Below are 13,531 nucleotides of genomic sequence, written 5' to 3' on the forward strand. Positions count from 1 at the left end.
ATATAAAACTAATTCAATACAAACAATTATTTTGTCAAAGAGATTTGGATAGTAACCCCAGCCAAATTTAACTAATGCTCCCAAAATAAAAAGCATGAATAATGAACTATAAACAGTTGCGCCAAGTATAAACACCATGGAGCGTTATGGGCTTAAACGATTTCTACATGTAATTCTAAATTCATCTAAATCTTCTTCTTTTATGTTCCACATTTGTTAACTCCACCTTTCCCCGAACTATAGTATATTACCAAAATAAAGATGCAATTTTCTTAGTCACTGATTTTATACCTTTTTATTTTCATCGCAACTCTTAACAATCTCTTTTGTTGTACTGCGCCTTGTATTTTAAATATTCCTGTCTCGCATCTTGGTTATTATCCTGTTTTCTATTAAAATACGTTATTATTTGGAACATATTTTCTATTAATTTTCCATCCTCATTCTTTTCTTTAAAATCTATATCTATCCTCATTTGCAAAATTTGTTTTGGATTATTTGGGGCATCCAGGTACAATACGATTGTTGCTCCATCAAATTCATCGTATTGTATCTTTAATTTATTATTAATAATATTTTTAAATTCAGATTCAGTTAGTCGATATCCCACTGAATTAGGCTGATCAAACTTTTTCATATCATCTTCAGGCTTCATTTTTAGTTTCCCTATCCCATTTAAACGATCTACAATTAAGTTTACGTATGAAACATCTAGATTTGAATCCGAACTTTTCACCTGTCCATTTTCATACTTAACATGAGTACTATAAATAGTTTCTTTTTTATAATTCTCATTTGTCCTTTTTCCCTTGTCTTTTTCTATATCAGTCGTAACTGTTTGTATCGCCTCTCCATATAAACTTTTATCTTTTGTATTATATACACCTTCCGTAGTTTGACGAATTGTCTTACTATGCTCTCCATCTTCCTTTTGCTCATATGTACTATATATACCTCTTTGTTTCACATAGGCATATCCATCATCACTAGCGGACATAACCTTTTTCATATCACCTTCATCCAAAGCTTTGACAAATGGCTCATATTCTATCTTTTTTTCAAAAAAACTACATGCTTGTAGTAGGCTGATTGTTATTATGATAGTAATCATTTTAGAAACCTTTTTTGTGTTCATTTCATCATCACACTACCCACTCTACATTTTCGATCAGATAACCTTCTAATCACTTTAATCACCTTACATAATTAAATTTTCTTTTAGAAGTTAAAATACTCTCCTGTAAATAATTACTTTTCTATCATCAAAACTTACAATACGCACTTTCTTTATGCCTTACGTTTCGATTTACCTTTTTTATTTTTCTTTCGATATCTTGGAGTCTCTCTTTTATGTTGCTCCCACGTTTTATTAAATGATGGAAATTTAAATCTGCAATATGCTAATAGCTGAAATTCAGCTGCACCGATTGCTATCGTATACATTAAAACAGTTCCTATTACATATCCAATAAAAGTATCAAACGCATAATCATTATGAAAATAAATCAAAATAAGAATGATTAATGCGTATATTGAAGCAACTTTCATCATAGTTCCTTTTGTTTTACTAAAAAAGGATACGGATCTTTCATCCATACTAAACGCACCTTCACTTGCCAATTTAAATGTATCTATTGTTGTTACAATATGAAAAATTACTGCTCCTAAATATAGCAAACATACATAATTCAACGTAATACGATCCATTGAATTATTAGCTATTTCAGAAACAACTAAAACTGTAAGTAATATAGTAGCCATTTGAAGTGCGTATAATAATACGACAAGTGTTTGTAGCTTTTGAAATTTAAATTGAGCTTTTGGAAATAAATATAAAATGAAAAAAATTACTTGCAGAGCATATAACAACACTTCCAGCTTAACAATTCCTATATTAAGGAGAACCATACAGTAATCCCAATCACCTGATACAATAATAGAAAAGACGGCTATTGAACTATAAAGTATTCCTCCAAACATAAATCCTGTAGCACCCTCAGGACTTAAACGATCATTACATGTCATCCTAAACTTATCTAAATCTTCTTCTTTTATATTCCACATCCTGACGTTTCACCTCTATACAGCTTAAATAATTTTCATTCAATAACATCCCATTACATTCCTAACTTTTTAAGTACATTCATCTTTGCGTAACTATATTCAGATAATATTATCTCTACATTAATTACCGTACATAATCAGAATGCTTTTGATAGTTCAAATAGCCTTCTTTCTCCTCAAAAGCTCTAAATATTCTTCTCTCTTTCACTTAAGCATATCCCTCATACTCCCTGAAACTCCACTCACTTAGTAAAAACGTTACTGTCATCACAATTGTATCGAGATAATATAGCTCTTTATTTTTATCTTCAGAAAGGTGATAACCTCCCATCGACAATATGCTAGGAGGTTATTACAGTTATTTAAAATTTGTTTTTTATTTTAATGGATTCGATTTTTGCAAATAATAATGTTGTTTAATTTGAGGAGCGAACATTAAAAACCTACTGCTTAATAACTCGTAATTAAGTCTTCACCCTCATATCTAGGGTCTTTCTCAACTTTACCATCTTTTGTTTTGATGACTTTTAGTCTACCTAACCACTCTGCTCCGTTATATGTCTCTTCACTTACCCATACTTTATGCTTTTTACCATCTACCTCAACTACTAATGTGGGGTGTGTAAACATGAATTCCTTCTCTACATGCCTACCTACAATTTCTGCATGTAATGATGTACCTTCTTCAACTAATTTACTATTTTGATACCCTTCGATAATAGGTAATCCAATAAATACAAAGGGTATCAGTCCAAATACGATTACTTTCTTCTTTGTACTCCATTTATTCTTTTCTTTCAATTCCTTCTGTCTCGCTTCTCTTTCTTCGCGTTCATCCAAACTCTCATTTAAAGCATCTTCCCATGCCTTAATTTCCGCTTCGATTTCTGCTTCAGCTCTTGCTAGTTGTTCTAGTTGTTCATCGGTTGCTACCATCTCATATGAGTTGTCTCCAACCAAACGAATTTCAGCACCATTTTCTTTTACTTTTCGCAAGTCTTTTTCTGTACAATTAAACTCTCGAATGATTTCCCCTTGTGTGTTTACCAGTCTAACGTAAATGTTTTTTTTCTCCTTCTTCTTAAACATCTGAACTCCCCCTTATTTGTTTCCTATCATAGATAACCCTATTGCAATAAGATAAAGAAAACGATAATAAGGAAAGTCTTCCCTTTGCTTACTTGTGTTGTAGAACCTTCCAAGACAGCCCATATAAAAATTGGGAAAAGAAGAATACCTAGAAGAATATCAACTAACTTTTTGCTACTCTTCTTTAGTGGTTTTTCTTCTACCATCGGTTTTATCTGAACAGCTTCTTTTCTTATTTGTTTCGGTTTCTTTTTCTTGCGTCTATGATTCACCCAACTTACTCCTTTTAGAATAACTTTTTCCTAACTATAAAAATACCGAAAGATCCCCATTTTCATCGTACAGGATAAAAAGTATAAATTCTCATTAATACCATTTTTCAAAACATCTATTTTATTTTTTAACAAACTCATTCCGCCACATTTTAAACTTAGCTGTAAATTGACCTTCAATTCTTCAAAACAAATCAGATCCCTTAGAATGATTTATTATTTTGAAAAGATTTTTCAGAATTCATATAATCTTGCTTAGCTTCCTGATCATTATCCTTTTTACTACTAAAATTCACAGATATTTGCTGAGTATGTGTTAATAATTTTCCCTCACTATTTTTCTTTTCATATACAATTGAAATTATTAATTGTATTATTTGCATTGGATGCTGTTTCGTATCTTTAGAATCGTTAAAATTGAATACAATTGATGCTGTTTCAAAACTATCATATTGCAAATTCAATTTATCGTTAATTATTTCTTGAAATTGTGATTCCGTTAACGTAAAACCAACTGTATTTGGTTCATTAAATTTCTTTTTATTTCCATCTACTTTCAGTTGCAAACTCCCAACACCTTGCAATCTATTAAAAATTAGTTTTACATGTGAAACATCCAAGCTCAAATCAGTACTGTAACCCTTTCTATCTTTATACATGAACCTAGTGCTATATTTTTCTTCTTCTTTATATTTATTATCCTTATGTCTATTTTTTATGTTCTTAATATCACTTGTTATTTTTTGAGTGGTCTCTCCATACAATAAATTTTCTTTCAAATTATATATACCTTCAGTAGTTTGATATAGTGTATTATGAATTCTGTCATCACCATTTTTTTCTGTCGTAAAATCAATAACCCGTTCCTTCACATACGCATACCCATCATCACTCGCAGACATAACCTTTCTCATGTCACCTTCATCCAAAGCTTTGACAAATGGCTTATAATCTATTTGCTTTTCCCCTAAACCACATCCACTTAATAAACTTGCTACTATTGACAGAACTATCATCATCTTAGCTTTCTTCTTTAACTTCATACTGACACCCTTATTCAATCAAAATAAGCTTTCCTCTTTCCATTTTGGAAGAGGAAAGCTTATTTCCTTTTAAGTTTATTTTTTTCCCTTTATTTCTAACTCTTGTGCTTGTTGTTGCTTTTTATTTTTTTCAATTACTTTTTCAACAAACTCATTCCGCCACATTTTAAATTTAGCTGCAAATTGACCTTCAATTTTATTTCGATACCCTTCAAATTTAACCTCTGCAATATCCGCGTGATTAAATAATTTATATGTCTCTTCGGTTAAACCCACTGGATGCAACACTCCGCCATAATCATAGAATGTATTTTCATCAAGTAATAAACCTCTCGTAGTGATTACATACTCCACATCTTCTTCTTCTTTAAGACCCAATCTCACAACACTGCCTAAAGGTAATACTTTATCCATATAGTCTTTCATATTAATTCACTGTCCCTTTTAGTACGCTAATTTTCTCTTCTATTTTTTGTCTTTTTTTCTCTAATTGACGAATCCGGTCAATAAATGCCTCACGTGTTTTTCCTTGTAATGTACTATCAATGCTACTCTCTAACCTTCTAATTTCCCCTGTTAAAGATGCAGCTGCTTTTTCCAATTGCACTACAACGTTTATAATTTGTTCTCGTCCACCACTAGCTGGAAATGTACTATGAACCCTTGACATTATCGTATGTAAATCCACCTTCAAACCCCTCTCTTTTAAATTTATAAACTTGGAATTTTAATAATATGAAACTGCTCCTAATTCTTCGTCTTTTGCAAACATAGAAAATACCGCTTCTGAAACATCGTCGTTTAATTGTTTTAAATCTTTCGATAACTCCTTCACATCTTTAGCAATTTCACCTAATAAAGAACGGTTTATCCCCCTACTGTTATCATTCATAAAGAGATTTAACAATGAGTGACGATGACTTAATATATGTTCAGATACAATTGCAGCTACATTTGTATCAACTACAAAATCTCCTTTAAACAAATCTAGTAAATCTTGCACGTAAGAAGCTGCAACTTCTTTTGCAATATCTAAAATTTCACTTGTAGCTAAATATACTACAACACTTCCAGCTAAAAAATTTATAGCAGTATTAAATACAGACTCTAATACTTCTAAAACTTTTTCCTTACATTTCGCTAAAGTTGTTTCAATCCATTCTACAGCGATATCTACCGCTCCTTTTATTTCAACTGTAGCCATTATACTAAATTGGATTGCTTCTGCTGTAATTTGAGACTTTAGTCCTTCATACTTTGTATTTAATCTTGAAAAACCTTCTTGAACTTTTTCTCTTAGCTTTTCAAGCTCCTTGCTGCCTTGTACAATGTCCGAGTAACCTAATATTCCACCTATAATACTAGAAATTGGCGTTGCATTTAGTATCAAATTAATTGCAGTTCCAGCTACCTTTTCTTCTTCTATAGAAACTTTTCTATGAAATACATCATGTATAGTTCCTGTGTATATAGCCCCAGCAGATTGAGAAAACTCCATAAATCCTGGGATAATATCCCACCCCGTATCGTTATCACTTGCTAGTTTATCAATCCATATTAGATGTCCATTCTCATCATAATCCTTCACTGTAAAAGCATATGAGTGACCTGCTTGATTCGGAATTTTATACATTCTTCCCGGAAGTGTGAAGTCTGCTGCCTTTATCCCAATATGTAGTGGATCATTCTGATTAATGATATTCCGAACATTTTTCATATCAAACCCATTACCAAATTTATCAACATCTCGGTTTAATACAGGCGCTGGATTTAATGTTAATGTTTCAATATTATCTTCTTGATGTCTTAACGATACAGTATTAGCTATACCACCACCTAATGAATGCCCTGTTACACTAATTTTGGCAGAAGGGTTATCATGTTTAACCTTCAAATAAAATTCTTCTCCTTGATCATACTGTCTAACTGTAAAATCGTGTTCCAAATTACCTAACATTATTTTATTTGCACCTGTTATATTATGTCCCCCAATTTCACCATCTGTTATTGCATCCGTTGCATCTTCCGTTCCTACATATGTTATTACAATTTCTCCTGTAGACCTATCTTTAAAAGCGTATGCAGCAAATCCTGTATTTTCATCAACTTTATCATCTATAAAATCTGCGTTAAATTTATCCTGTAATGTCTTTTTATTTTTTTGACTTAGTTGGTTATACGGTTCTTTACCAGCTTTAAAGTCATAAATATCCTTTCCAGCTAGCTCCAATTTCCCCCAATCAGAATTTATCTCTCTTACCTCTATATCCTCTATTATTTCTTTATCTTGCTCCACATCCTTACTCATATTACTCACTCCTAATTACTTATTATTTTTATCCTGTGCTCTGTAATCTATATATTTTTTTTTTGCATCTTGATTATTGCCTTTTTGACTATCAAAATATGTGTGTATTTGTGATATATATTCTACTAACTTACCTTCATCATTTCGCTTCTTATAATTTATTACAATACTTACCTCCAATATCTGCTCTGAACCATCTTTAGAATCTATATGCAGTACAATCGATCCACCATCATATTCATCATATTGTATTTTCAACTTATCATTAACAATACTCTGAAAATCTGATTCATTTAGTTTATATCCAACTGTACTAGGTTGATCAAACTTTTTTATATCATCTCCGGGCTTCATCTTTAGTTTCCCTATTCCTTTTAAACGATCAACAATTAAGTTTACGTATGAAACATCCAGATTTGAATCCGGACTTTTCACCTGTCCATTTTTATACATAATATTGGTACGATAAACACCTTCTTTTTTATTATCTTTGCTGTCTACTGCTGAAGTAACCGCTTGTGTTGTACTTCCATATAAACTTTTATCTTTCGTATTATATATCCCTTCCGAAGTTTGATAGATTGTTTTTCTATGCTCTCCATCTTCCTTTTGTTCATATGTACTATATATACCTCTTTGTTTCACATACGCATACCCATCATCACTCGCAGACATAACCTTTCTCATGTCACCTTCATCCAAAGCTTTGACAAATGGCTTATAATCTATTTGCTTTTCCCCAAAACCACATCCACTTAATAAACTTGCCACTATTGACACAACTATCATCACCTTAGCTTTCTTCTTTAATTTCATACTGTCACCTCGTTAGTTACTCTAGGCATTTTTAGTTTCATTATGTTCCCTTTTTGATAGTAATACACTTCATCTTTACCTAATGGTGCTTCGTTGCTTATATATTTTATATTGAAGATACTTTGATCATTTAATGGCATTGCGATAATTGCTGCTGTTAGCTTACTTCTCATTTTCATAGGTAGAGCTTCACGATTTCGGTCCATGTAGTCGTGGTGACCTGCTAATACAAAGTAAATGCCTACTGTACGAGATAGATCAATTAAAGTTGCTGCATCCTCCATTTCTAAATAAACAAATTTACTAAACTCTTCAACATTTGTCATGATAATGAGTTGTTTTGTGAATGCAGGAATTTCTCTACCTTCTTGTCTTGCTTGCGCTAATTCAAGAGCTCGTTCGCGAATTACTTCCATCCAATACTTCGCATGCATATTGATTTCATTTTCGTCTACAATGTAGTGCGTCACATTATCTTTATATTGAACGAAACTATACTCTGCTGTATCCACTAACGTCACACTTTCAAAATAATCTTTATTCAATTGAGATAGGATGCTAGATACAATTTGTTTTCTCATACTATCATCTACACTATAAATCATTAAATGATCATTCACTGCAATATCATGAGCTACAACTTCTACGTTTGCAAAATCAAGCCCCATTGGAATTCTTGCTGCTTGTAGAGCTTTTGTAACGTCTTTATTTTTACGATAAGTAGCAATATCAATAATTTCTGGCATCATTGGAATTGCCTTCGGACGTTCTCCATCCCATTCTCGGTCCATATCATTTGCTTCTTGTTGTAATAATTGAATTTGCTGTAATTCATCTTCTGCTTTCGTAGGTAATGCAACCTGGAATAATGTAGGAGATTCTAGTTTTATTAACGCTCTTCCTGCTGTTTCTTCCACTTTTATATCAGATCTCCCTACAATACTAGCTACTTCACTTTGATCAATCATATATAGGCAAGTTTGAATTTTAATATTATTGTACAATTGAATTCTAAGTGCATTTTGTCGCCCTGCACTAATTAAGGTATGAATTCCTAAACTTGCTCCATCTCGGACAATTTGCATAATTAGCATTTCAAAGCTTTCATAGAACTTCGCTTCTTTTACTGCATCATAATTGTCGATCGCAATAATAATATGTGGTATTTCTTTCCCACTTGCCTTTTCATACATTTCAATATTTGCAACGTCATATTCACTTAATAATCGTTTACGATTTTTCATTTCTTGAGTTAATCTTTCAACAAACTTTAAACATTTTTCAGATTCATCAATCGTAATCGTATCCGCTACATGAGGTAATCCTTTCAAAGGTAGAAGACCATTTGTTCCAAGGTCCACTAAATACACATGCAAATGCTCCGGACTATGCTGACGAGCTACATCCATAATGACTGATTGTAAGAATGTTGATTTTCCGTAGCCTGGACTTGAGAAGACCGCTACGTGCCCGTCTTTACTAATATCTAGTGTTAATGGTGTTTGTGATTGTAATTCAGGCTGATCTAGTAGACCAACTGTTGCTTTTAATGGTTTCTTTTCTTTCGTCCATGCTTCTTTGAACTGAATAGCGTGTAAGTCTTGTAAATATACGCTTTCTGGAAGTGGTGGTAACCACGGTCTAGCTAACGCTTCAATTTCATTTACTTCTGCGTAATCGTGAATGTAGTCAATAACAGCATCCAGTTCAGATGGTACACTTATTACTTCTTTACTGCTACCAAGTCCACTTAAATCTTCACTTAATATTTCATATTGTCCTAGATCATTTATTGCATATATCGTTGCGTCTAAATGTTCTTTATCCTCTTTGTTTTCTACATAGTCTGCTCCGCTCCAAGCTGATTGGAATAGTTCATAAATTTCATTATTCCCAACTTGTAAGTAAGCACGTCCTGGTAATGTAATTTCAGCAGCATCCGGTGTTTTTAAAATTTCATTACTATCTGACGTATTTTGAACTTTTAATGCTAGTTTGAATTTCGAGTTACTCCAAATTTGATCATCTACAACACCACTCGGTTTTTGCGTAGCTAATATTAAATGGATTCCGAGCGAACGACCGATACGCGCTGTTGAAACTAACTCTTTCATAAATTCTGGTTGTTCTGACTTCAATTCTGCGAATTCATCACTAATTAAAAATAGATGCGGCATCGGCTCACTTACTAAGCCTTCTTTATACAGTTTTTGATACTGATTAATATGGTTTACATCATTTTCACCAAATAATCGTTGTCTTTTCTGTAATTCAGCTTTAATTGATGCGAGCGCTCTCATACTTTGTGCTCCATCTAAGTTCGTAATTGTTCCTAATAAATGTGGTAAGTTTTTGAATAAATTCGCCATACCGCCGCCTTTATAGTCAATGAGTAGAAAGGCTACTTCGTAAGGATGGAAATTGACTGCTAGAGATAAAATATACGATTGTATAATTTCCGATTTACCTGAACCTGTTGTACCTGCTATTAATCCGTGTGGTCCGTGTGCTTTTTCGTGTAAGTTTAAGTTTACGATATCTTCTTTACCACGTAATCCAAGTGGTACAGCTAAAGATTTATGCGCTGCATTTTTCTCCCAACGACTTGTGATATTCAGTTCTTTTACTTTTTCAACGCCGTACATTTCTAAAAATGTTACGCTTTCTGGAATACTATTTTTTAAGTTTTGCAAATGATTTAATGGTGCTAATGCCCGTGAAATATCTTCTAAATTGAACCCTTTCGGTACGTGATTTAGTTTAAATTGACGGTTAACAAGCTCTCCTTGCTCTAAGATGATGTTCCCTTGTTTTGCATCTCTTATATCTATTACCGTTTTCACATGCTCCGGTAAACTTTGCATAACATCTTGTACAAATACAAGTGATACACCTAATTGACTCGGATCATCATTAAAGAATTCCATAACAACATGGTCTAATATTAGTTTTTCATCTGTAATGAGAACGACATAGTGCGGTGTAAAGTACATTTTTTCATTAGTAGAACTTTTTTCATCTAGTTTTAATTTTCGTTCTTTCAATATTTGATACAAACTATTTAACACTTGATCACGGCTACGATCATGGTATACAAATCCACGTACATTTATATCGCGAACACTTCCATGAGGTAACCAGCGCATCCAATCCCATTTTTCTTTTTCTTCTTCCGGAAAAATAGTAATAAACTGCAAGTCATAATAACTATGGAATAAAGCCGTTTGTGCAACTAATAATTGTAATTGCTCTAACACTAAAGAGCGTTGGCCAATATAACCGACTGGTCCATTCATTAAATCTGTTACAACTGGTACATCTTCCAATGATAGATAACGCTGTCTTAGTTCACGTGCTATATCGATTAATTCATCTTTCGTTTGACTAAATTCTTCTTCATTAAATTGAATTTCAAAACTCGTATTAGCTTGTCCTGTTCCAACGCTAAATGTTAAGAAATCATGATGTAACATTGTTTTTTCATAAATTCTAGGATTTACTTGAACTGCCATATTACGTATTACTTCTACATTTGGATTGTGATAATGTAATGCGTGACGCTGTTTTTCACTTTCTGCATGTAAATCTTTCGTTTTTTGTTTTATATACTCTCTATAGCTTTTATCTCGTTCAACAATGTCGACTTTATATTGCTTCAAATTTTTAATATACGATGTGACAGAAACAATGATTGTTACTAATGTCATCGCAATCGATGCGATAATAAACATTCCATATTTCATGAAAATAGCAAGTAATACAGTTACGACAATCATGACAAGTGAAGGTGCAATGATTCTTGCTAAATGCTCCGTTGGTTTTGATGGCATACTTGAAGGCTTTGCAATTGTCATTTTCTCTTCTGGTTCACGGTAAATAATACGTGGTGAACGATGATAGTCTGGATAACCACTTTGATAATTCGTTTCTGATTCTACTAAAATAGGTAACGCAGATTTCACTTTATCTTCTGAAGAAAGTACTTGAATGTCTTCACTACCAATCTCCAATAAAATACCATCAAAATATAATACGTCTCCTGATTCCAACATAACGCTATCTTTTAACTTCGTATAATTATGAAATACATCCCCGCCATACACGTTCACTTTAAAAGAATCGTACAACGTTTCGCGAGATAGCATTAAATCTACACTAGTCCCGGTAATAGAAATATCATCGTAATCGTTTTGACTCACTGTAAGAGAATGTTTCGTTCCAATATCAAACACTTTAGTTGTGCCAACAATAGATATAAAGATTTTCAAGCTCACATCTCTTGTTTTCCCAATCTCAATTTCCTTATTGAATTCTATTAATTGATCCTGTACCATCCAAGCATTTACTTCATTATTCCACTTTAACTCTACTTCTTGTTCTAAACTTGGATTCGTAATATCATTTGTCCACTCTTTTCCAATCGACACTATTGATTGCTCATTTGGATGTAATGTGCACTTATATATTTTGTCTCCATAAGTCAATACTAATAGTTGCTCCATCCGTGTTCACTGCTCCTTTTCAACTGTCTCATCAAGTGCTTACTCTTTTTTCTCTGTGTCCGACAAATTTTTATCGTTTGATGAATTGCCATATTTCTTTTTATATTCATCTAATTGTTGCTCATATGTTTTTAACTTTTGATCACGTTCTTCCCCTGATAAATCTGGATTATTTTTCAGTGATTCAATTTGTTTAACAAGGCCGTACATAATAAGCTGAGGATCATCAAGTGTCTTAGCTAAATCTAATGATTTATCAAAATTACCTTTTCCGTTATACATCCAATACAGCAAATACTTTTCATCACTTTTCAAACTAATATTTTTCATAATCGATTTCTTTTGAGCTTCACCTAGTTTTTCAGCTGTAATGTATGCGAATGCTAACTCATATTTAGATGCAATCGGTAATGATTCAAACTCCTCTTCATTCAATTGCGTAATGACTTTGTCATAATCAGTTGCTATGAAACTTGCATTTGCTTCTAACAATTTATTTTGATAAGGAAATTTTATAAAAGTGAAATATATTAAAGGAGCAGCTAAAATAACTGTCGCCGCTATGAAGGAAAAAGCTAAGTATTTAAATGATTTATAGCTTTTTTTAGGTACTAACTGCATATTTTTTTCTGTTTTTGTTTGTTCCTTCTCAAAGCTGTCATCAAGAAACTGCAGTAATGCATCTAAGCTTTCCATTTGAGCAACGGTCTGTTCAAATGTTGTTTCTTTTGCATCTTTTAGTAACCCAGCATACAAATCATCAAAGTTATGTTTTTGGGAGAATAAAGCAATAATTAGACACTTATATTGTGTTAAAAATTGCTCTTCTAATAACGGGGTTGGCGGAACAATATCTCGAATTCCTCTATGTATAATACTTGGTATTAAATTAGCATTAAAAACTATATTGTCTGGATGTAAAAAGAACGTGATTCGTTTATTTAAATATTTACGAAACTGCGCAACATTCCGAAGTAGTCTTAATTTCTCATTTCTTCCAAAACGGCTAAGATCGTCCCACTTATATAATTTTTTATCTACTTGATATAGAAACGTAAACATATCATCCGTTTCTTCTATTGTTAATGGTACAAATTCAGATGATTCGCCCGTAATTATATCGAATTGACGGAAGTCTTTTATACGTGTTTGAGATTTGGTCATCTCCAATTTCCAATTTTCTTTTTCTATTTGAAATTGATAGTTCATTGCATCAATTTGAATTATTTTTTCCGTCATGTTTATCCTCTTCTCCTTTTCTTTATAACCCGTAATAACTTATTTTCAAATAACTAAAAGTAAAAAATATTCTTTATAAAACTTGCAAAATATCTCCATCTGTTATTTGGTGATCAATTAAACGATCATTATCTGTTAAAACAATTGACTTATTTTTCACTTTAATTACAAAATGTGAACCTTCATGATTATCAATCT

10 protein-coding genes and 3 pseudogenes are annotated in these 13,531 nt (G+C 32.4%); all 13 read right to left on the minus strand.

The genetic code is table 11. The annotated features are described in order from the left end of the window. Window positions 1–213 (minus strand): annotated as a pseudogene (locus GBN78_RS30725) (hypothetical protein); the annotation flags it as partial. Window positions 214–313: 100 nt separating this feature from the next. Next, window positions 314–1,111, minus strand: coding sequence for a DUF3952 domain-containing protein (locus tag GBN78_RS24415; protein WP_000628354.1), 798 nt, complete (start codon window positions 1,109–1,111; stop codon window positions 314–316). Between the two features lie 176 nt (window positions 1,112–1,287). Then, window positions 1,288–2,064, minus strand: coding sequence for a hypothetical protein (locus GBN78_RS24420; protein ID WP_000267127.1), 777 nt, complete (start codon window positions 2,062–2,064; stop codon window positions 1,288–1,290). Between the two features lie 450 nt (window positions 2,065–2,514). Beyond that, the gene (locus GBN78_RS24425; RefSeq protein WP_152127789.1) at window positions 2,515–3,153 is read right to left on the minus strand and encodes a hypothetical protein; all 639 of its coding nucleotides are present in this window, start codon (window positions 3,151–3,153) and stop codon (window positions 2,515–2,517) included. A 12-nt stretch (window positions 3,154–3,165) separates the two neighbouring features. Beyond that, a pseudogene (locus GBN78_RS24430) lies at window positions 3,166–3,425 on the minus strand (hypothetical protein). Window positions 3,426–3,628: 203 nt separating this feature from the next. Next, window positions 3,629–4,468 (minus strand): DUF3952 domain-containing protein, encoded by an 840-nt coding sequence (locus GBN78_RS24435; RefSeq protein WP_152127790.1) that lies wholly within the window; start codon window positions 4,466–4,468, stop codon window positions 3,629–3,631. A gap of 75 nt (window positions 4,469–4,543) precedes the next feature. Beyond that, entirely contained in the window at window positions 4,544–4,894 is a 351-nt protein-coding gene (locus GBN78_RS24440) for a DUF4176 domain-containing protein (protein WP_087950122.1), read from the minus strand. 1 nt (window position 4,895) lies between these two features. After that, window positions 4,896–5,156 carry a hypothetical protein gene (locus GBN78_RS24445; protein ID WP_016077813.1) on the minus strand — a complete coding sequence of 87 codons (261 nt, stop codon included), beginning with the start codon at window positions 5,154–5,156 and terminating at the stop codon, window positions 4,896–4,898. Window positions 5,157–5,195: 39 nt separating this feature from the next. Then, window positions 5,196–6,776, minus strand: coding sequence for a lipase family protein (locus tag GBN78_RS24450; RefSeq protein ID WP_152127791.1), 1,581 nt, complete (start codon window positions 6,774–6,776; stop codon window positions 5,196–5,198). Window positions 6,777–6,791: 15 nt separating this feature from the next. After that, window positions 6,792–7,592 carry a DUF3952 domain-containing protein gene (locus GBN78_RS24455; RefSeq protein WP_098559952.1) on the minus strand — a complete coding sequence of 267 codons (801 nt, stop codon included), beginning with the start codon at window positions 7,590–7,592 and terminating at the stop codon, window positions 6,792–6,794. Then, complete coding sequence (essC, locus tag GBN78_RS24460) at window positions 7,589–12,094, minus strand: type VII secretion protein EssC (RefSeq protein WP_098378976.1); 4,506 nt, start codon at window positions 12,092–12,094, stop codon at window positions 7,589–7,591. Before essC ends, GBN78_RS24455 begins: the two co-directional genes overlap by 4 nt. A gap of 39 nt (window positions 12,095–12,133) precedes the next feature. After that, a complete protein-coding gene (essB, locus tag GBN78_RS24465; RefSeq protein WP_000136611.1) occupies window positions 12,134–13,333 on the minus strand; it encodes a type VII secretion protein EssB in 1,200 nt (399 codons plus the stop codon). Between the two features lie 73 nt (window positions 13,334–13,406). Next, a pseudogene (locus GBN78_RS31255) lies at window positions 13,407–13,531 on the minus strand (EsaB/YukD family protein); the annotation flags it as partial.

This window comes from Bacillus sp. B2-WWTP-C-10-Post-4 (assembly GCF_009183805.1).
GTDB classification, from domain to species: domain Bacteria; phylum Bacillota; class Bacilli; order Bacillales; family Bacillaceae_G; genus Bacillus_A; species Bacillus_A cereus.

Bases quoted from the DNA above. Each gene is read 5' to 3' on its own strand.
- GBN78_RS24415 (WP_000628354.1), bottom strand. From the start codon at position 1,111: ATGATTACTATCATAATAACAATCAGCCTACTACAAGCATGTAGTTTT.
- GBN78_RS24420 (WP_000267127.1), bottom strand. From the start codon at position 2,064: ATGTGGAATATAAAAGAAGAAGATTTAGATAAGTTTAGGATGACATGT.
- GBN78_RS24425 (WP_152127789.1), bottom strand. From the start codon at position 3,153: ATGTTTAAGAAGAAGGAGAAAAAAAACATTTACGTTAGACTGGTAAAC.
- GBN78_RS24435 (WP_152127790.1), bottom strand. From the start codon at position 4,468: ATGAAGTTAAAGAAGAAAGCTAAGATGATGATAGTTCTGTCAATAGTA.
- GBN78_RS24440 (WP_087950122.1), bottom strand. From the start codon at position 4,894: ATGAAAGACTATATGGATAAAGTATTACCTTTAGGCAGTGTTGTGAGA.
- GBN78_RS24450 (WP_152127791.1), bottom strand. From the start codon at position 6,776: ATGAGTAAGGATGTGGAGCAAGATAAAGAAATAATAGAGGATATAGAG.
- GBN78_RS24455 (WP_098559952.1), bottom strand. From the start codon at position 7,592: ATGAAATTAAAGAAGAAAGCTAAGGTGATGATAGTTGTGTCAATAGTG.
- essC (WP_098378976.1), bottom strand. From the start codon at position 12,094: ATGGAGCAACTATTAGTATTGACTTATGGAGACAAAATATATAAGTGC.
- essB (WP_000136611.1), bottom strand. From the start codon at position 13,333: ATGACGGAAAAAATAATTCAAATTGATGCAATGAACTATCAATTTCAA.